Annotated in this window: 12 protein-coding genes; all 12 read right to left on the bottom strand. The window is 42.1% G+C overall.

Annotation, left to right across the window (positions count from 1 at the left end):
* Positions 1 to 61: 61 nt before the first annotated feature.
* Entirely contained in the window at positions 62 to 1,681 is a 1,620-nt protein-coding gene (locus CLV31_RS20985; RefSeq protein WP_111395053.1) for an SIR2 family protein, read from the bottom strand.
* 134 nt (positions 1,682 to 1,815) lie between these two features.
* Positions 1,816 to 2,556 carry a CBS domain-containing protein gene (locus tag CLV31_RS20980; protein WP_111395052.1) on the bottom strand — a complete coding sequence of 247 codons (741 nt, stop codon included), beginning with the start codon at positions 2,554 to 2,556 and terminating at the stop codon, positions 1,816 to 1,818.
* On the bottom strand, positions 2,525 to 3,187 hold the full coding sequence (locus CLV31_RS20975; protein ID WP_111395051.1) for a hypothetical protein: 663 nt from the start codon (positions 3,185 to 3,187) through the stop codon (positions 2,525 to 2,527). The genes CLV31_RS20980 and CLV31_RS20975 overlap by 32 nt, the downstream gene beginning before the upstream one ends.
* Position 3,188: 1 nt before the next feature.
* Positions 3,189 to 3,998, bottom strand: a complete 810-nt coding sequence (locus CLV31_RS20970) for a hypothetical protein (RefSeq protein WP_111395050.1) — start codon at positions 3,996 to 3,998, stop codon at positions 3,189 to 3,191.
* 28 nt (positions 3,999 to 4,026) lie between these two features.
* Positions 4,027 to 4,887, bottom strand: coding sequence for an FRG domain-containing protein (locus CLV31_RS20965; RefSeq protein WP_111395049.1), 861 nt, complete (start codon positions 4,885 to 4,887; stop codon positions 4,027 to 4,029).
* 3 nt (positions 4,888 to 4,890) lie between these two features.
* Complete coding sequence (locus tag CLV31_RS20960; protein ID WP_111395048.1) at positions 4,891 to 5,856, bottom strand: hypothetical protein; 966 nt, start codon at positions 5,854 to 5,856, stop codon at positions 4,891 to 4,893.
* Positions 5,857 to 5,879: 23 nt separating this feature from the next.
* Positions 5,880 to 6,149 carry a hypothetical protein gene (locus CLV31_RS20955; RefSeq protein ID WP_146250953.1) on the bottom strand — a complete coding sequence of 90 codons (270 nt, stop codon included), beginning with the start codon at positions 6,147 to 6,149 and terminating at the stop codon, positions 5,880 to 5,882.
* A gap of 134 nt (positions 6,150 to 6,283) precedes the next feature.
* Positions 6,284 to 10,927 (bottom strand): Eco57I restriction-modification methylase domain-containing protein, encoded by a 4,644-nt coding sequence (locus tag CLV31_RS20950; RefSeq protein WP_181452689.1) that lies wholly within the window; start codon positions 10,925 to 10,927, stop codon positions 6,284 to 6,286.
* 10 nt (positions 10,928 to 10,937) lie between these two features.
* Positions 10,938 to 12,065 (bottom strand): restriction endonuclease PLD domain-containing protein, encoded by a 1,128-nt coding sequence (locus CLV31_RS20945; protein ID WP_111395046.1) that lies wholly within the window; start codon positions 12,063 to 12,065, stop codon positions 10,938 to 10,940.
* A 78-nt stretch (positions 12,066 to 12,143) separates the two neighbouring features.
* Positions 12,144 to 14,066, bottom strand: a complete 1,923-nt coding sequence (locus CLV31_RS20940) for an RNA-binding domain-containing protein (protein ID WP_111395045.1) — start codon at positions 14,064 to 14,066, stop codon at positions 12,144 to 12,146.
* A 1-nt stretch (position 14,067) separates the two neighbouring features.
* Positions 14,068 to 16,893 carry a helicase-related protein gene (locus CLV31_RS20935; protein ID WP_111395044.1) on the bottom strand — a complete coding sequence of 942 codons (2,826 nt, stop codon included), beginning with the start codon at positions 16,891 to 16,893 and terminating at the stop codon, positions 14,068 to 14,070.
* On the bottom strand, positions 16,890 to 22,127 hold the full coding sequence (locus tag CLV31_RS20930; protein ID WP_111395043.1) for a DEAD/DEAH box helicase: 5,238 nt from the start codon (positions 22,125 to 22,127) through the stop codon (positions 16,890 to 16,892). Before CLV31_RS20930 ends, CLV31_RS20935 begins: the two co-directional genes overlap by 4 nt.
* Positions 22,128 to 22,148: the final 21 nt, after the last annotated feature.

Genomic DNA, 22,148 nt, shown 5'->3' with positions numbered 1-22,148 from the left:
ACAGCTCTCGATAGGTGTCATGAATAGTCTTTTCCATCCCGCAACGTTAGTCCCCATTCCATTACCCTTCAAGATGTGGTTCTTCGGATGGATACAAAAGGTCTAAAAATCGTTGAAGTTGATCAGTGGTTTTTTTATTGAAAACATCCTCTTGCTTGAGGCCAGAAAACCGGACTGAAAACTTCTCTTCAATCATTCTCAATACCTGGAAAATAAGCCGATTACGCTCAAGTCCTTCTAAATTTTTAGATTTTCCATCGTTGGCATCTCGATAACCTTTCGGTAAATCCCGAGAAAAAATCTTGTAGGGTTCACCATTCCCTAATGCAAAAATTACCTCATGCCATTTCAAAACTCCAGAAATAGAATCACAAGGCTCACTGGGGGTAAAGTTTCCATTATAGGTAAATCCTCTTGTACTATATCGAGGGATAGTTATCTCAAAAGATGCCACTTGATCTTTTACTACCAAACGAACTCCCTCTTCACCAAACCGGAAAATTCTAACCTCAAGGCCTTCCAATTCAATCTTTGAGTTTTCGAATACGATTCTTACTTTTTCATAAACTTTTCCTTTTCTGAGGAATTTGAGTTCGGGCAACGTATTTTTATCACCTACCACAAAATCTCCAATTTTTAAAAAAGCCTCGGTTACAGCCTCTTTTGGAACTACCAAATCATCGGCTCCAAAACCTTTCTCCCAATCAAAAATTCTCTGATTTACCTCATTATGATCAGAATTGAATGTCAAATTCCAAACCTTTCCTGGTTCTGGATTGAACTGAATCAATTTCCCACCCTCAGCTTTTGTGGAAATGTTGATGGAAAGTCCTTCGGCATTCAAAGATTGAAACAAGGTGTCTGTAGAAACCTCCGGCAATCCAAAGTATTTAAAGCCTTTAGGTTTCCATTCCTTTTCATAGAGCCTTTTTAGAAAGTCTCTACCTGTACTATTGAAATAATGAATACCAAGAGACTCAAGCTTATTCAGTTGAGTCAATTGCAAATTCGGCGATACAAAAAACTTGGGCTGATTGAATTTCTTTAATTTCCTATCCAGATAATCGAAAAGTCCACGAACATTCAGATCATTTAATCCATATCCGATAAACAAAACAGCCTTTTCAGTTAGTTCTACTCGAACTTTGCTCCAGAAAGGATCTTTATCATTTTTTTCATAAAGTCTCGCATAATCCGTCTCTGACAATACCAAATTCTTTGGAGACTTCAAGTCACCATGAATCTTGATCAATTTCCTTGAATTGGATTTTGAGCGAGTAAGGTCCTTTGATTTTTTAATGACTTGAATTCCTGGGATGTAATCTTCAAATAACTCATCATAATTCGTGGTGATGATTGTATTGAAGAATGCCATCTTCCTAATCATCTCATGAGACTCGGATTGTTTAGGTTCAATGATGAAAATCTCTTTCAAAATCGAAATCAGTTTATCACGGCCATTTTCTTCACGATTCGCCAAATAATCGGAAATCTTCAATAAATCCTTTGGAACAAACCTTTTCTCTTCCTCAGAAAGCCTTTCAAATAGCTTTTCAGTAAGTTCCCAACCTGTAGGATAGCCCGCCTCAGCAGATAATCCAGCCCCCGCCCACAGCACCAACTTGTCCTTGAGGGCAAGCTCCAAAATCTTCTCAAATAGATGTTCCTGATCTTCGGGCATGAAAAATTGGGATATTGAAAAAGGATTATTCAGATAAGTATAAAAATTTTTATAAAACCAACCTAAGTAAAATCAAAACTTCTAATTATTTGGGAATTAGTGAAGCAAAATCCAATTGATATCCTTTCAGATTTTCAATCCATCAAATAAGGTGCAATATCCTCTATACATACTATCCCCATCAACTTCTCTGTCGGCTTTCCATTCTGAGTGATAATCAGGCAGTCCAACTGGCTTTTCTTTTCCTTGGACTTCTTCAGGTAGATCTCCGCCGCCTCGTAGACCGTGGTATTCCTGGAAATAAGCGCGTAATTTTCCTTAGTCTCGACATGAGGCATTAAGTCTGAAATCTTAGCTGCGGTCAGATCGATCAACTGATTCTCATACTCGGCAATCAGCCAACGGGAGATCGTATTGGTTGAAACAACTTCGATCACCTTTCCATCATGATCCAAGATGGGAGCTTGGGAAAAGTTCTGTGTCTTCATTTCTTGAAGGAGATTGATCAAAGGAGTGTCGGGAGTAACTGTAAATACCTCAAATTGAAAGGCAGGAATCACACGCTTGGGATTCTTAAACTCTTCCAAGATCTTCTGGATTAACTTAACCGTCTCTTCAAAAGGTTCGGCTATTGGAGCACCTCCTTTAGTCTGGTGGGCGATCGCATTCCTGAGATTCCCAAGCTGGAACAAATCATCCCGGTACCGCTTGATTACTGCATTCTTTCCAGAAAGATCTCGAACCTTATCTCTAAATGACACATAATCCGCTTGATTCAAGGCTTTAGCCAAGAGCAGATCCAACTCATTGTAGTAGTCGAGGAATTTATAGGCGTTGGTCATATTAAACTGCTCCAATTTTTCGAAATACTTCATCAGGCATAAATTGACCTAATTGAATAACACCCTCATTTCTACATATCATTTCAGAATTGCCATGAACATTAGAATTTGTAATTATTGCTGGATGTGACAAAAAATAAAACTCAGAAAATTCAAGTCTATTGTAAGATGGATCGATCTTTGGAAACCCAAACCTTTTCACTTTAGCAATAAAAGAGTCAATAATTTCAATTTGAAGTCCGTCTTTGTAATATTTGACATCAATCATCATAAGTAAATGGTCTTCATTAGGGAATTGTGGAGAATTATTTACTTGAAAAGAAATATCAGGAGCATGTGTGTAACCAGGATACTTTGAATGACCAATATTCACTCCGAGCCAAACTTCAACAAAGTCAGAAGTATCATCACCTAAAAAAACCCGAAAATGTGAATAACCATCCTTATTAGCATGACTTCTTGGAAAAATTACTTTTTCGTCAATATTAGGAACAACCCTTAAACGGTGTTTATTACTCAAATCATTGAGTATCCTCATAGCAGAATAGAATTCAAAAATATAATTGCTTTGAAAAGCCCCAAAATCAACAAAACCAAAAACGCTATTGGTTCTATCCCACTTTGTCACTTCCTTTATAGCTTTTGCATATTTGTCAATATCCATATTATTTAACTTTTAAAACTAAGGGGAATTTTCTCATTTGATTATAGTTTTTATCAAAACTTCTATTTTCTCTTTTTCTAAAAAATGGACCAAAATTACTTTTCACATTTTCAAGATATTCTTTAAGTGTATTCTCCTGATTGATAGCATAAGACATGGATTTAATATTTTGATCATCTGAAAAAGAAAGCTTAGAATAATTTTCATCACCAAACATTTTTTTGAATAACTTCACACTCTCTAAAAACTGCTCAGAAGGATTAATTATATGATCAATAACATACTCATTCATCTTGTTTAAAAGCTCGTGCTCATCATACACAACATATTCTTGCCTTAAATCCTTTAACCCTAATTTTTCTAAAAAACATATTCTATGATCTCTATGCATATTATAGAAAGTAAAACCAATTAAAGATCTCACTTCATCTACCTTTCCCTCGAGTATCATAGAGGCTTCAACTGGCGCCAAATTTCTAAATAACCTAAATCCTTTCTCAGGTCTCTTGTAATTTCTAATATAGCTTAGGGTATAAACAAAATGATCAAGAGGCCTAAATTCAAACCTTTCATCAAGATACATTTCAACAATAATCCTTTCAGGAATATCTGTTTTCGCCTCACTCTTCTTCACTCCATCAATACGCCATTTCGATTGAAAGCCCCATCTTCCATTCAGATATTCCAAAAGAAATATAATATCCCTTTCCTGTACAGGAACTTTTTTTTTATTTATTGTGAGATAAGCCTCACTTCCTTGATTATTAAGCTGACCATAATCCTTCAAAATCCAATACCTGATATTTTCCATAATTTTTTCTACTAAGACTTAGTGTCAGTTACCTCAAAAACTCCGCTTCAATCGGCTCCAAAAGTTCCAGAACTTTATCATCTTCCTTATAAAGCTTTTTAGCTGGAATCTCCTTTAATCCCTCTCCCCAAAAGTTTTCAGTTATTGGGATTTCAAATTTCGCTAACAGCCGTCTATTGAAATCAAACTGATTTGAACGACTCGGATCATCCAATTTGTAGTTTGGAAACGGTCCAGCTAAGTACCCTTCTTGAAAAAACGGTCGCTGAGCCGATGGAGGACAAACATTTAATAATCTGAGATTTACCAATTCTTCAAATGAATTGTAGCCAATAGCGTCATTCTGCCATGGCATACCCAACACATAAATAATTCCGGTACTCCCGGTATTCCTGTCAAATGCAAAAGAGCAAGCAACATGCAAAGAATGGGTAAGATCAGCTAAAGGTGTATCGCACTTTTCATAATGCTGAAGTAAAGCCCAAGCAATTTCAGGGTAGCTGTTGACCATTCGAGATCCTGCAAATGGAACTTTTGAAGTTCGAAACACTTTTATCAACTGTTCCGATTTCTTCTTTAAAATATCAAACCTTCCCTTGAGTTGCCGGGGCGTTTTATCCTTATTTTCCCGAAATATCGAGGGAGGGATTGTCGCATGACCATCATCATTTTTATACTCTCTTCCCTGGCCTCGATAAAAAATGACATATTGGCGATTATAGTGAAGAATTTTTGCTACGAGCCCTACAAGTTCATCATAGGAATCTACCCTCATCGGTGTGCTTTTAATTATCTCTTCGTTTCGAACTGGCTTAGCCCAATCGTCAACTTTCCCATTCTTAAATGTCTCTAAATTTAGATGACAAAATGCTTTTTCAATTTTTCGCATACATCAGGATTTTATAAAAACTTCAATCTTATCCATCAACTTCTTTTTCAGATCAGTCCCATCCTTCCAGACCAGATGCTGGTAATTCCGCGTGTCAAAGTGGGCTGTACCGATATGATCTTCACGGCAGGTATAGATTACTTTCTGTCCTCTACCTAAGGCATAGCCTGCCTCAAAATAAACTCCTGACTTATGGTGGGTAAAGTCAGCTATCGTGAACTTGGCTTTCTTTATTCCTGCAAGGATAGCGTCATTGATAGTGACATCACTATCTGGATTTTGATCTAAAACAATGTAGGGTTCAAAGCCACATTCTGTAATAGCTGGCTCTATTGATTCATTGTAAATCCGAATCATCTCCGGATCGAAAGACATTGCTACAAATGCAATTTTTGATTGAGAAGACTTTATAATCCTGGAAGCCCTTTCCCATCCATTCAATGTCAAACCAATTGAAATATCCGCTGACGTACCATCTTCTTCTTTAATCCAGCCATTTCCCAAAGCTTCATTGATTAGATTGGTGAGTTCCTCTGGCTTACTCACCCCAATCTTTTTCATAAACTTTAAATCATAATCCCAATCCTCTCTAACCAAAAAATACTGTCCCAAATGGTCAGCATTCTTGTTTAGGTAATAGAGGATCTCATCAATTTTTTCAATTGGAGTTTCTGGAATTCCTGAAGATGAAATTAAAATTTCCAAAAGTGGTCTATCGACCATCTTACCTTTTGGCCAAATTCCATTTTCAATAAGGTAGAAAATGGCAGTTTGATTTGAATCCCAATAAGCTTGATCTCGAAAAAGCTCACTCTCTACAACCATTACAATTTGTTCATCCTCAGGATAAATCCATTGATAAACATTTTTATCAAAAGTCTGGCTAATGCCATGTTCAATAACTTTCAAGTGAGGTTTTTCAACTCCAGTTAAAGGACATTTATCTGCTTGAAAAATAGAGTTTTTCATCAAAATTCAGATTGATCAATTAGTTACAATTTTGAATGAAGCTTAGGGCTAACCTTACTCAGCTTTCTTCCTGCATATCGAAAAGTATAGCAAAATCTATCCTTTTTAGCCTTCTCAGATTTTTCAATGATAAATGGCCAAACCCTTAAAACAGTCATTGCGAACTCGAAGAAATCCTGATCCTTGGCCGGTTTCATTACAAACATCCGGTATCCATATTCCAAATGTTTCAATGTTGATTCCGAAAGTCCCCTTTTTGCCTCATCAATAGACAGGAATATGGATTCTTCCAATGAAAACTTATTCTCAATACCATTGCTCCATCTGTAAATCTCAAACCTTTTCGTTTGCTGAAGAGAATGAATAGATTCCAATGACTTAATCAAATGAGTCGGATAACTTGGATCAATTAGGATCTTGAGTGTTGTCATGCGGTGTAGGCTAAAATTGCATTCACATCCTCTTCGCTTATACCGTATATCTCCTTAAGCAGAGGCACAGATTGTGGCCCTTTGTAAAAAGATTTGACAATACTTATTTGAACGCCATCAGATTCTATCAAAAAGGGTTTTCCAGAAGCCAGTTTTGGATCGATCGCTATTCTTCTATTCCCTTTGGAAGGAATCAAACGCTCAGCAATTCCATTCTTATTGTAAATGATATCCTTAAAGAATTCAGTAATAAATTGAAAATTATATTGCCCAGTGCCATTCAGGGAAATATAATCACCATTAGGAAGTTGGAAAATAATGGATTTACCTGCTACGCTTAGTTGCTTGTCAACATTATTATTGGCGAACGGATAAACCTTTCCAGTTTTTACACCCAAATCATACCTGGCTTTAAGGATATCCTTCAAATTGCAAAACTCCCTAAGCGTACCTATCACAACCAGTTCAATCACTCCATGAAAACTAATTCTGGAACGTTCTATGTCATTAGGATCAAAACCTGAAACACCCTCATACTTTTCCGCAGCAAGATCTTTAAACCATCTTCTTACTTTATCCTTAGAGAAGCCAGTCATATCAGCCGCATCCGAAATGGAATAAATCCCTTCATTTAGCCCAAATTCTTTCATAATGTTTTGATTCTCTTGCTGGTTAAATAAATCTAAGGTCACTTGTGGCTTTGGAACCGCCGGTTTCTTTTGAGTGGGTTTATCCTTCCCCTTCTTCTTCCCAAACCACCTCGCCACTTCCTCCGGCACAGGCTTGCCTTTCTGTTCGTAGAAGGCTTCCACATCTTCCTGCTTGTGCAGGCCTTGCTTGGCTTCTTCCTCGAAGTACTGATGGTTCAGGTCCAGTAGTCGCTTGAGGATTTCCTTACGGGCATCGGGATGGATGGTATAGCGCACCCGGTCATTTTCAGGAAGGTATTCCACTTCATAAAAATCATGGCGAAGCTGAATATCAGTCCAGCCGTAAGCTTCCAAGACGGCTTCGTCCATCTCTTTGTGTAGTTCTCTTAACCTTATAATATCTTGATATGCATCAATACAAACTTGTTGTTCTTGCTTGCTTCTTACCTCTACATCAACAGTTGTCAAAAATTCCAAGTGAAACAAATTATAAAGCTTGGTGAGACCAAACTGTAAGTTATCCATTATTTTCCCCCTAAGGGAAACATAGTCCTGAACTCCAACCACTTGATTACTCAACCTTTTTCTATCAGGAAAGGGAAAAGTTTGAAATGCCTCGGAGGGTCTATATGTTAAAGTTGAACCGCCTAAAGTGCTACTGTGCTTCCAAGCCCAAATCTCATGGATTGTACTTTGTAATATGGAAAAATACTTGAGGTCGTCAAAAGGAAAAACAACCACTTTATCCATGAAAACTTGATTACTTTTTACTAAGGCAAGGTTTAGGTATTTGGACACCCTTGTAAGAACAAGAACCTTTTTTAGACTTGAAATTGAATTGTATAACTCTATACCCTTCCTTCCATATTGCCACCATTTTTCCTTATATCCCTTATCCTTTAGAATATCCCTTTCTGGTTTTACCAAGCTTCTAATTCTTGAAATGCACAATTCAAATTCATTTGCATAAGGAGGGCCCTTTGGGCTAAACTCGTCATCTTCTTCCGGTGATAGTGGCCAATCAAAAAAATTAATAATCATCCTTGAAGCATTTTGATTTGGATCATTATTTAAGTCATCTCCACTCAAAAAATCAAAAACAACCTTTCTATATTTCTTGTCCTGATTTATCAGTCTTACTCCTTCAGCTTTTTCTAAAAGAAACCCTTTTCCCAAAATCACAGAACCAACAAAGGCGGCATTTTGTGCTCTATTCAAAATAAAAGGATGTAGATCCGATTCAGATTCATCCAAGTAAGAAGAAATCTGAGAAACCTTTTTCCCATCCAAGAAAAAAACAAGACCCTCAGAGATTTTGGTAATAGAAATTAAACTAACGGTTACTGCTGCAATTCCTGGCCACTTAATATTTCTAATTGCAAAATTTATTGAACCCCCCAAAGTTGAGATCTGCTCAAGAGAACCATGTCTCGTATCTCCTTGAAAAATTGAGTTTGTCGCAATTAAAGAAAGGTATCCCTTGTCATTTATTATATCAAATGCGTTTCTGAAGAAATAGGCTACTAAATCAAGATTGCCAGTAGAATTTTTAAAATTATCTTTCAAATAATTCAAGTAGCAATCTCCAAACGTCCCACTTATTTTTTTCCCTCCTAAAAACGGCGGATTACCCAAAATACAATCAAAGCCACCTTGAGATCCTTCGGTCCCCTCAGGATTTTTGCTTTCAGCAAAAACCTCTGGAAACTCCAGGAAGTAATGGAAAAAACCTTTTTCCTGGGCTAAGGCCTCGGCTTTTGCTGGTGGCATTCCTGTTGGAATGGTCTTTTCACGAAGGTATTTTCGATAGGTCGCATCGGTACAGATATAGCTTTTTTGATCGGCTATCTTAGGAATAAAGAACTGGGCAACTTGCATATCGGCAAGACTTTTCAGCCGGGCATAAGTCGTTCCCTTGTTCAGTTCCATAAATTTTTTCTGCTTTGCTTCAATCTCCTCGGGAGTACGTTCCGGTAGGTTTTTGAAGAGTTGGAACTGTTCGATGGCTTTGTTGACCGCCTCATTCACATCCGTGAAATAGTCCATGGTGAGCTGGTCTTTTTGCTTTCGCTCCTCCGTATTTCGCTTGCGGAAGCCGGTAGCGATCGTCTTATCATCTCCAGGCAGGGCTTTGAAGGCTTCATCTGCAATTCCCCGCTCGAGTTCTTCCTTGTGGGCGAGTCCGACGATGGCATCACCGCACTTGATCTTGTGATCGAGGAAGTTCAGCGGTTCGCCCGGATTGTGGGCCTCCAGCCATAGGGCGACCTTGCAGAGTTCGACGGCAAGGGGATTCTTATCCACCCCATAGATACACTCCCGGATCACATCCCGCACCGCCTGCCTCATGGCAGTTGGAGTTGGTTGATCTTCGCCGGTTCGGATCTTGGCCAGTTCGGTACCGATCCTACGCGCAGCAGATAGCAGGATATGCCCGCTTCCGCAGGAAATGTCACAGACCTTGATGGCCAGCAGTGCCTTTTCCTGAAGGGTAGGCTTGGGAGCATTGGGTGTGCTAAGCTTTAGCCTTTCCTCAGGCTTCTCGATACAGTCCTGAATGATGTACTCCAAGGAATGCTGAATCAGCGGACGGACCAGTTCCTCTGGCGTATAGTGCGACCCTGAGGAAGAGCGCTCCGTTCCCGCCACAAAGCCGAAGCTTGGCGCCGTATCCAGTTCGGAAAACACCGGCTCAAACTCCAAAAGTCCCTGATAGACGGAACCAAACTCTTCCACATCCAGATCCCCATAGTTGACCTTGACGAGTTGCTTGCGATCCTCATCCATAAAGTAGCAGAGGCGATGGATCACAAAGAGCAGGTCTTCGTTTTTCAGCAGACTTTCGCTCAGCGCACCCAAGGCAGAAGGATGGAATATCCCCGAACCAAGCGGCTTGATCCCCAGTTTTTCTCCATACTTGGCCGCTTCAAAGAGGCGGAAGGTGATCTTGATATTTTCCCAAAGGTCATGCTTGGCCCCTTCCACAAAGATCTTGCGAAGAGCCAGCTTGCGAACCCGATCCATGCTGTAGAAGTCATAGTAGATCTTTCGCAGTCGGGTGAGTTCGGCATCCCGCTTTTCCGGATAGACCAGGCTGCGGTCTTCCGTCACGAGCAGGAACAGGAATCGGTAAATCAGCCTCAGCAGGTAGAGGTAATACTGTTTGCCCGAAAGCTCTCCCGCCTGCACCATGGCGCGAAGCTCATGGTTTTCCGGATGCTTGAGAAAGCCATTTCCCAGACGCTTGATGGAGCTCTCAACCGCTTCGGATAGCTTCTCCCGGATACGGGTGCCCGAAGCCAAAGACTCCTGATGGTAAAACTCGATGATGGACTCTTCACCACCGGATTTCTCCTTGGGCAAGCGGGAAGCATGCAGGACACGGTAGAGCACGGCAAAGTCCGCAAAAAGCTCCTCTTCCATCATCTTCTCCAGATCAAACTCCAGGTAGGTCAATCGAACCAATCGGGTAGCATCGCGCAGGAGTCGAAGCTGCTTGCCATTGGTGACCAAGGCATAGAGGTAGTCGTCCGTCTTGTTGAGGTATTCCTGTACCAAAGCATGGGGAGAAAGCCTCGGTCCGCTGGTTTCCCGGCGCTTGTCCAGACTATCATTGATACCCATGATGTGCACGGGGAATCCCGAAAGGTTGGAAGCCCGATGGCTGATGGCGTAGGTTTTGCCGTCGAGATTGACGGCATTGGCCTTGTCCACCTCATAGCCCAAGGTGAGCAGAAAAGGCAGCATCCAGAAATTACGGGTCTCGGTAGTGCCGCTCTCTTCCTCGGCGATGCGCTCCCTTCTGAGTTTGAAGGCCTGCCAGTAACCCCGGGCAGAAGCCCAAGCCAGACCGATCTCATCCCGGACTTTGATATTCTTGGCCAGCCCAAAGGATTCCGGGGTCTGATACTTGATATCCTCCGAGGTGATCTTGTCCAGAATCTCACCGGAAACAATAGTACCTTGTATGGTTATGCTGGGGAAGGTCATGAATCAGTATTTATTCAGCGTTGTCGTATAAAAATGCATCCAGAATGGTCATATCTGGAATGCCTGCTTCTTCGCATACACTCTTCAAGAAGAGGGCTTTTGCCTTGTATTTTTGGCCGGGGGTCATTCCTTTTGGAAGCGTTACATCGTAGTTGGCCAAGGTACTTCTGGATTTTTCATTTTCAACCCAACAGTTTATCGGGTCGCAAATAGTGAGAATCTTTGAGATAAAGGCAGAGCTAATTCCTTTGATTTTTAGATCGCCATCGTATGCCGCATCAAATCTTTCTGAAAGGTCAACTTGGCTATCGGATAAATAATGAAGCATTTTTTTGAATTTCTCCATTTCAGACTTAATACCTGCCTTATAGGTTTGTCTAAAACTTCCCATCGTTTTTATTTTATAGAAGGAATCCAAATCGACATTTTCGAACTTAGGGCAATCAACTGATTTTCTTAGCTCAACCAATTTTCCCTTTCTCCACTGAACTGTTTCAGTGTAATAATTTTTGTTTTTGTAGGCGGTCAAATCCTTGACAAACTTTCTCCTCAAGCTTGATTCTATTTCCAAGTTTTTCTCTCGTTGCGAAGTAGTCCTTGCCGAAGCTTTCAATTCTTCATTCTGAATTTCATTTTTCTTAAGCCACTCTGATCTCAAAACGAATTTATTCCGATAATCAATTAGCCATTTCTCTGTCAACTTGATGCTTTCTGTGGATTCACAGTAATCATGAAATATTTCAATGAGATTTGAACATGCCTCTTGGTCAGTTAGCCGAACCCCAATTTCATGATGGTCATGCAATCCTCCCCATGTAAGGTTTCCCGAACCCACATAAGCAGCAAACCTTCCATTGAAAAACTTCAAAACATAGACTTTTGGATGGAAATAGCCCTTATCCTTGAGCCATACATTCCATTGGTTGGAATTTTGATCGAGATCATATAGCTCATCCAAAACATCCGGGGGAGTAGGCAAATCAATGCCAACAACGATATTGACTTTTGCGTCCGTCATTGACTTAGTCAAAAAATTCATTCCTTTCTTGGAAATCATCGCAACAGCCACCCATATCTCACGGGCTTTTTTCAGGTCTTCCTCCAGGTCTTTACCAAGTTGTTGTATGATCTGTGTCATTTTGGGTTGTTTTTACTCCGAACTTTACTCCGAACTTTTTGACTATTTATTCCGAACTGAATTTGATTTCTTCCGAACTCATTCAGGATCATTGGTAGTTACTCGCCAATAACCTCGAGTACCTCCCTCCCGCTTCAATACGCCTTTTTCCTTGAGCTTATCTATATGTTCTCTTACCGTAGAGAAATGAATATTCAATTGCTCGGATATTGCCTTGATCGAAGACTTGGGGTTTTCAAGCAAGTATTCCAATAGTTCCTTTTGCTTCTCGGGCAGGTCGATTATGCCGGGTATTGTATGGGGTATTATGCCGGGTTCATTACCTGATTGGGTGGGTTTTTGGGTGGGTTTTGGATGGGGCATTATGCCGGGTTCATCGCCTGATTGTATGGGGTTTTGTATGGGTATTGTATGGGGGCCTTCCACTTTCTTAGCATCATCCTCGCGCTGCCCTAAAATCTCCATAATTTGCCAAAAGCCCCTTTTTCCGCCTATACGCACTATAACCCCCAGTCTTTTTAAGCCATTGAGGTGCTCCTGCGCCGTTGAAACGTTGATATCGAGCAGCACGGCAATCCTTCGCTTGGTCAAGTCGGGATTGTTTTTCAACAAATCCAGAATCTGTGCCTGCCGTTCAGTCAAATGGATTAGACTATTTATTGGACCACCTTTTGGACTACCTATTGGACCACCTATTGTGTGGTCAGATTGCTGTTCGATTTGATCTTTGATCTCCAACCTGTCTTCCAAAAACCATGGGTGAACAGGGAGGTTTGCCTGAAAGAAACTCCGTTCCTCATCGGTTAGAAATTCCGGCATGGGTGAACCATTCGTTTGCATTACCCTTCGGATGGTCGGAATTCCCGTGGCTTTCCCTTCGGTGAGATCAAGCTCTTTCAGAAAATCACCCAATCTTCTGTTTCGATACCTTCTCGGAAATACACTGCCCTTTTGAAACTCGGTTAGCTTGATACTACGATCAGGGCCACCATAATTCAGTATGATCAACTTATCGGGATAAACCCTGATCTCAACCGGTTCGCGGGTCAAGTAGTCCCGATGATACAGCGCATTGGCGATTACTTCTTCCAGTGCTTCATAGGGATAGTTCCAAACACGGACTGACTCCGCTTGACCTTTGATCTTACGGGTCATTTGCTTCAATACATTAATCCGAAGGTAGTCCAGGGTTCGGGTGATCATATAATCCACCGTTCCGGAAATATTCGGAGCCTCAAAAAACTCCGGGTCTGCCTCTCCGTTCGGGAAATGGACAATTTCCACCCGGGAATAGGGGAAGTATTTCTCCGGATTATCGGTAAACATCATCAGGGCGACATTCCTGGGATGACGTCTTTTCGGCGGCCCGTACAGCAATTGCATCTGAGAGAGCAGCTGTTCCTTGGTCAAGGAATCCATGGAGTCCAGAAGCTTACTTTCCACCTTTCGCAGGTAATCCCGCAGCAAGGTCAGGGAGATCTCATCAAAGCTTACCTGTGTATTGGGTCGATCATCAAATGGCGTCTTTCCACTGAGGGCAATCAGTTCTTCCCTTTGGCTTTTGCTGGGCTTGACCGAACTGGAACCGTAACGGATGTAGTAATTGTATTTCTTTTCCTTGGCCTTGATTTCATCCGGCACCTCGTAGGGTCTGTTGTCGCCGGCAAACGCCCAAATCACCAGGATCTTTTTGGACTGAACTTCTTCTACGCTGATTTTGGGATGATGGGCAGGATTGATCAGATTGTTGAAGGAGACCATTTCCTTGAGTATCCCATCGATCTCATCGTCATTTAGACCCACTGGAGGCAAGACAGGTCGGCCATTCTCCTCAGCAATTCCCACAAGGATATAGCCTCCCCCGATGTCGTCGAAGTCATTGGCAAAAGCGCAAATCGAACGGTAGATAGGCCCGGGATTCCAGCCTTGCTTATACTCGATCCTATCGGACTCGACGGCACGACCTTGAATCAAATCAGCTATGTTGATCGGAAGCGCCATCTCAGTCTAATGTAATTTTCTTGGGTTGAGGCAGGAAGACATAGACTCCCAAAATATCAGGGGGCAAAATCGGATGCACTGCTTCGTAGCGTTTACCACCTACCAAGGTCTTAAATCGGCCATGCGCTTCGACCAGCTTTACTGCCCGATCTTCCGCTACCTGCTTAAACTGATCCAGCTTCTCATCAAAAAGCTTTACCTGATTTTGGAATACATCCTGCTGTCGCTCCAAAGAAAGATTTTGGATACTTTCCGCTTCAAAGAGCAGGCTTTTACAGACCTCATAAGTCAGGGTATTCCCCTGGGAGGAACTGCCTTCAAAGCCCCAGAGGTACATTTCCTCGGAGATGTTTTCCACTTTGCTCTGAACTTCTTTGATCACATTCCTGACCCGAAACTGGATGACTGTGGTCTGAACCTGCACACGATCGGATTGAATGACCGATGATCTTGCCACCTTCCCGTAGTCTCCCTTTTGCTCAAATGCCAAGGCCAACAGGAACTGGCAGAGCTGCTCGGTAAACTTGTGATTTCGGCCGATGTAGCGATAACCTTCCGGGGTGGGAGAATAGAAACTCACCCTGTAATCCGTTTTCGTTCCGAGGGTTTCTCTGAGATGCGCTGGAAGGTTTTGAAGGAAAATTTTATAGCCTTCTCCATCAGATTGTACACTTCCACCCATATGCGTGATTCCGTTTAGCACAAGCGTTTCAACAGACTTGATATCCCCAATGGCCTCATCTACAGATTTCAAATCATTTTCGATCTCTTCCTGAGGAATAGCCATGTGAGCAAAAATGCTTCGGAGATTTTTGGCTTTCTCCTTGGCAGCTTCCAGTTCTCGGGTGATCATCGCCTGATGGTAATCCGGACCAAAGTCAATGCTGGTTTGGCTTACCTTGAGCGCCTTTTGAGGATCAAGAAGAACCTCATTCAATACCGCATCCATAATAGACCGATTGTCTTCACCCAGGCTGATGGATACTCCGGTGGACTTTTGGATATCGCGTACCTTTCGAATCAAGACTTTCAGTACAATTGCATCGATGGGATTATCCTCTCCCCATAGTAACCATGTCTTGACTTCAGGACTATTTTGACCAAATCGGTCCACCCGGCCTTCCCGCTGTTCGAGTCGGTTGGGATTCCAAGGGAGGTCGTAATGCAGCACCGCATTGAACTGATCCTGCAAATTGATCCCTTCACTCAGGCAGTCCGTAGCCACCAAAATCCGTTTCTCAGATTGGCCCATGGCTTCAATCTTTTCCTTGCGTTGCTCATCAGGAAGCTCAGAAGTGATGGCTTGAATCTCGATACTTTTTGGAAGCTCACTTCGAAGTACCTCTGCCACATACTTAGCTGTGGCGATGTATTTACAGAATATGATAGGGTTAAATCCTCCTTTGAGAAGTGTCTTGACCTGATTTAGGGCTTCAGCTACTTTGAGATCCTGCTTGATTCCTGAGAGCTTTTCAAGATCGGAGGCGAGACTTTTAAGAATTTCCACCTCGGATTGGGCAAGACCTGCCTGCTCCAGAAGTTCCATTTGAGTGGAATCGGTATCTTCTTCCAGTCGCTCGATCACCGGGTTCTCCTCGTAGGCAACTCCATCCTCTTCTGTGGATCGGTTGATTCTTCCCTGAAGCATTTCTAATCCGGCTGCCGGAGAGGACATGATTCCTCTGAGCAGTGCCAAAGCTGCCCAGTATTTCCCTTTCAGACCTTTGTGCTCCTCTGCTCCTTTGGTCAGTCCTCGGGCAAAATTTTGGGCTTCATTGAAAAAGTATTTGTAATCGAGCGACAGCTGATATGCAATTTCGCGTGTATCACGATTAGGAAATGGAGTATCTTCTCCCAACCATTTGCGAATTTGCTCCCGCTTTCTCTGAATGAAATGCTTGGCAATTTGCTCCTTATGTTTTTGCTCCAAATTGTCCATGGCGAGCTTTTCGAAGTCTGGGCGAAGCAAACCCAACAAGGATTGAAATTCTTCATCCTTCCCGCTGTGGGGAGTTGCAGTGAGCAGGATCATGTGCCGATTGGGATTTTTCGCCAAATCATGAAGCAAATGATAGCGTTGCTGCTGGGATGGTGAACTCGCTCCGGCAGGTTTGGTAGCCGTGTGCGCCTCATCCACTATCAGGAATTCAGGACAGTCATTCAGGAAAATGGGTTTTCTGCGGTCGTTTTTCAGGTAGTCAATGGAGATCACCTGATAGGGAAAAGCCTTGAAGATGCTGTCTGAATTGACCAGCTTTCGCTCCAAGGACGAAACCGTACTGCTTCGGATGATTTCGGCATCCATATCCAATTTGTCCTTGAGTTCCTTCTGCCATTGCTCGCACAGATGGGGCTGGCAGATTACCGCAAATCGTTTGATTTCACCCCGCTCGATTAGTTCTCGAAGAATGATCAGTGCTTCTACCGTCTTACCGATCCCGACATCATCCGCAATCAGAAGGCGAACTACATCCTGCTTAAGCGCCATGACCAGCGGAACTATCTGGTAGGATCTTGGCCGGAAAGAAAGCTTACCCATGGCACGGAAAGGCCCACTGGCATTTCGGAATGAAAGTCTTGATGCCTCAAAAAGTAATTTGGCTGTCTCAAAATCGCCCAAGTCACCGCTTTCAGGCCTTGGAAAAGTGGCTTCTTTCCAATGATCTTCAGGGACCATCAACGGCAAATAAATCCCCGTTGCCTCATCGTCAGAGCCCCCCAATGGTTTCACTTTCAATATTTCCTCATCATCCGTAGGAAGCACCACCCATTCTCTTCCTCGAAGAGAGATCAGTTTCCCGGGAGACGGCTTTTCTTTCACTATCATAATCTTCTAAAAACGTCTTTTCTACGATTGACCAAATCTGCAACAGATTCGGTGTAATGCCACTCAATCACATCTATTCCAGTATCTTTCAATATGGTCCGCTTATGGTTGTCATCTTCCCTGACTTGATCACGATCATGCACCGAACCATCGCAGAAGATGACTGATTTGATGGTTTTATCGGTGTTCAAAAACACAAAGTCTGCACTGATATAAAAGCCAAGCTGCTTACTCAGATTGACCTGAGCTTTGTCAGGAAGGATGTAATCATTGGAATAAAGGTATTCGATCAGCTTTCGCTCCAGTTCTGAGTTTTTGTCATACCTCGCGATCAATTCCTGATAATGACCATCCCTATCTGAATGACCACTATTACCTGAACCGGTATTGTCCACCTCACAGATCATCAATCTTTCCAAAGCGGCTCGAATACTATGTCGATTTAATTTCTCATGGTAGCGCTGATTGTAATAGGATAGCAAATCATCGTAGCTCGCCTTTGGCTTGTCAGGCGCAAGATCTGCTTTGGTTTCCAGATCAAAGTGCATCAGTTGGTAAGCTACCCGAAATACCTCTTTGAGTCTTTCCGGATCTTGGGTAATTTGAGAAAGGATGCCAAGGCTACCCTCTGCAGCTTCATAGACAAGGATATTGGGAGACTCCTTACTTCCCATAAACCAAACGCCCACTTCTGATTCCTCAATCTGGAATACCTGCTCGATGGCCCGCTTCAAGGCAAATGTCAAAGAGATTACTCCATCCTCATCCAAACCCAAAGCTTCTATAGGCTGCAAATACAGGGAATCGGCTGTATCAGTAGTATAAAGGTGGATATAGCTTGATGGATCCTTTTCGCGATCTTCTTTAAGTTCCAAATCCGACTTTTTCAACCACTTACCGCTTACTCTCCCGATCAGGAATCCAGATTCTTCCTCTTCCTCCTCTTTGGAGGATCTCCATTTTTTGTTTACCTGAATGAGTTGCGTTGCAGGGCAGAATAAAATATTCATCAAATCTGCTCCTGAGGCCTTGAGTATGGTCTTTTGAGTGGATTCGATTCCTTTGGGATAGTTGAAATATTGCTCGATTTCATACCCTGATGAAAGTCTTTCCTCTTCTTCAGAGGATATCCTTTCCTGTGGCCAAGTATCCGATTCTACCAATTCCAGGATATTCGAATACGTCTGGGCATTGGTCTGACCTTTTAATGCTTCATGGGTAATTGGGTCATTATTTATGGCTGTCCCCTCTTCCCCCAGCCATGCATATCCAGTCTTAGTGGAAATCTTAATCTTCTCCAATCTGGCATCTGAATCCGACAGCTGCATTCGGGTTACTCTAAACTTCCCACCATTGTGATAGATCAAGTTCCCCGGGCCAAATTCTTTCAGGGCGATAAATCGAGGTCTGGAAATGAATGTGCCTTCGTCCTGACTTCGCTTTCCGATAAATGCCCGGACAGGAAGTCTTGTGAAATTGTATCCCGGTAAGAATCCTTCCGCTGCCAAGTAGCGATAGACATAAAATTCGGAGTCATTCCTGAATCCTCCCTGCTGTTCGTTGAGCAATAAATCGCGTTGTCTTCGGCCAATATTCAAGAGCCTGTTAGCTTCCCGAGACTCCTTGCTTTCCCTTCCATAAGTAGGATCATTCATTACCGCAGTGGCTTTTTCCACCATTTTGGTTGCATTCCTGAACAAGGTTCGCCAACGGTCAAAGCTTCGGTCTAAGTCAGAAAAAAACTGGTTTGCTCTTACCTGAAGCCACTCATCTCCAAACCATTTTGATTCAGATAGTTTCTCGTATTTATCATTAATTACTTTCTTGAATCCCTCAATCCAGACGGATTGGAAGTTGAGTTTTTGATCTTTGAAATGATCTGCAATTTTGGATTTAATGGGTAAGCTTTTTTTCTCTTCCAAATCCAAGAAATCCCGAACTGAACTGTTGATGGAAGTCAGTCCAAGATGCATGAAGATATAGGCATTAAAATGACTGATGATCAGCTCTTCATTGAGCAAATCAATCCGTGGAGCCTTCACCGAGCCTGCGACCATGTCGATCGAATTCTTGAAAAAGTGTCGATCATGTGGTGAGGTGTTAGAACAATAGGTAAACACCAAAGCTGTCTGTCCACTTCTTCCTGCACGTCCGCTTCGTTGAGCGTAATTAGCCGGGTTTGGCGGCACATTTCGCATGTGGACAATATTCAGATTGGCGATGTCAATACCCAGTTCCATGGTTGGTGAGCAATACAAAGCAGAGATTTCACCAGATCGAAACTTATCCTCACGCTCAATTCGATCTGATGAAGAAATCTGACCAGTATGCTCGGAAGCTCTGAAAAATTTGTCGAATAACTTGAAATCCTGCTGGTAGAATAGTTTGAAATAATGATTAGGCTTAATCTTCAATTCTTCCCCGGTCATATTGATTCTGACCTCATCTGTAAGTACGTTTTCTCCATCACCCAGCTTCCAGATGATTTTATCCACCTTTAGCTGATAGCCAAACGTCTTGCCTTTTTCCCCTTGAATCTCAACCGAGGAAAGGAAATGGCCGTCTTGAAGCGTCTTGCAGAGTTTTTTAATGTACTCCCCTAAGTCAGAACCTTTGATCGGAGGAAGGGCTTTTTTGGCAAATACCCTTTTGATGTATTTGCCCAAGTTACTGGTAGGACCAATACTTTCGGTATAAACGCCCTTCTTGATTTTACCTATTCGCTCATAAACCAAAACCGGAGGTCTCTCCAAACGCTCATCCTGTTCTAATGACCATTCACTGTTTGAGTTCAGCTTTTGCTTAAGTCGTTCCTCCAAGACTTGACGCTTATCCTCATCCAGCAGGTAGTAATTAAATGCATAGGCTGTACGGAAATAATTTAAAACCTGAAGTACAAAGTTCTGTCGCTCAGCAGGAGACATGATGGACAATAACTCGTCTCTCTCAAAAAATGATGCTTCTTCACAGTATTCCTGAAGTCGTGAATAGGTGATATCCAAAAGTCCACACTGCTCAAGGTTAGGGGTATTATATCTCCAACCTCTTCTTAGGTCATAGAGAATTCTGACTTTGAGAAAATCAATCAAAGCCTTTTCATTTTCCTCATCTGGCCATTTAGGATTTGAGGAAGGATTTCGAGCATAATCTGCCTCTGCCAATTTCAACTCTTTGAATACCGCTGTTGATATGGTATCCATGTGGAGCATTTGATTTTCTGAAGTTTTCAGAGCCCGGTAAATGGAAGATCTCAAACGCCCGATCATCAGGAAGTCGTTGAAATGACCTGTCTGAAGGGAAGCATCTTGACGATTATCCGTAAAGCTCATTACTTTTTGATCCGAGACTTTGACCTTTTGATCATATTGAGCTTTGAGGATACTGAATGTGGAAATAGTGGTAGCTGTACTCTTCCCTACATTTCCCACCTTCATCAATTTGGTGTTTTCTCGGGTCCTTGGATCATAAACCACTCCGCATGTTGGATCATAAAGCATGGGAGCCGATACAAACCAACCAGTCAAATCCAGCCCTGCTTCCGGATCATTTGAAAATCGGCCGTCCGAATTGAAATAGACCTTTTGAGGAACCCGAAATTCGTAAAAATTATCAAGGGTGATCACTCCCTTTTTTTCTTTCCACCAAGTATCTGGTAGAGAATCGATCATATCAGAATTCCATAATTCTTCATCCTTCTCAGGGAGGATCAGGTATCCCTGTTCAAAGTCACTTTCTTTCAGAATCCGTTTACTCCGTCCTTCTTCTTTGTCTCCTTTCAGACTGTCTTTGGTGATTTTTTCAGGTAAAGAATCCGGTTCACGAGGTTCAAATTTCCCTTCAGAAAAATTCTTTTTCACACAGATAAAATCCACTCCGGAATATCGGCTAAATAAAACAGGAAAGATGTAACGGTCTTCATCTCCCTCTTTGATGTATCGTCCATCCTCCAAGGTGATTTCTCTGCATTTCCGAGAATTCAGGGTGACATAGACATTCCCTGTTTGGGAAATAAATTGATGAATTTTGAAAGGCAGGAAAGATTGGCGATTAGAGGAATTCTTAATGTTCAATGCCTCTGACCATTCAAAGAACTTTTTCAAATACTCCAAACATCGTTCTTCATCTTCGATTTTTGATGCTTGACAAAGCTTAGCCACAATTTCCTTCAGGGACTTAGGTTTAGCCCTTTTTATCGTTCCGTCAGAGTTAAAGAACAAGGCAATTTCACGTTCCAACCAGATCGCGAAGGGATGCTTTCTAAAGTCTTCCTCAGACTCATTTTTGTCAACCTCTCTTGTCATCACTTCCTGTAAATCCAGCGGTGCCGGCAGCTTACAAGAAAGATCCGTTACGGTTTCCAGTGTCTCACCTATAATTTGATCCGTCTCAAATTTTTCTCCGAAAATCTCGGTTGCCACATCGGCTACAACTTGCTTCTCATCAGCAATGTGATCACCTGATGCCATGGTTGCAGAAGTACCAATGGAGATTACTTCATGGGCACATAAGGATTTCAATCTACGGATCAAAATAGAAACGTCTGCACCTTGCCTCCCTCGGTAGGTGTGCAACTCATCAAAAACCAAGAATTGCAGGTTTTGAGCAATGGATTTCCGGATTGACTCTTCTTTCCCTCGGGTAAGTAGGAGCTCCAGCATCATGTAGTTAGTGAGCAGAATATCAGGAAGATCAGACTCTACTTCCTCTTTATCCTTAGATGATTCTTGGCCTGTATATTTTCTGAATGTGATTGGAAATTCTGGGCCATAGTTAAGTGCATACTTTTTAATCTCTTCCTCTTGGGAATTGATTAGCGCATTCATTGGATAAACCAATATTGCCTTGACCCCTTTTCCTCCCGGATTTCTAAAAAGATGATTGAAAATAGTACCCAAAAAAGTCAGTGATTTTCCAGAACCGGTTCCTGAAGTAACAATAAATGACTTTCCTGAAGCTCCTTTTCGGATAGCCTGTTCCTGATGGGTGTAAAGTTGAAAGCCTTTAAAAACCCGATTCAATTCCGGATGAAGAACTCCCTCATTTACCAAGCTTTCGAGAGATGCTGCCTTTCTGAATGAGGGATTGAATTGGATAAGAGGCTCAGGAATATATTCGTCTTTCTTGAAGGCTTCATCAACTACCTTATTGATTCTCTGATCTTTGATGATATTGAAACTCTTAAGGTAATCTTTATAGTCCTTTACGATTTTTTTATGAACCTCAAATGCTTGCATGGAAACAAAAATTGATTGCGA

The organism is Algoriphagus aquaeductus (assembly GCF_003253485.1).
In the GTDB taxonomy this organism is placed as follows: domain Bacteria; phylum Bacteroidota; class Bacteroidia; order Cytophagales; family Cyclobacteriaceae; genus Algoriphagus; species Algoriphagus aquaeductus.
This window is presented reverse-complemented; position numbering and strand designations above follow the sequence as displayed.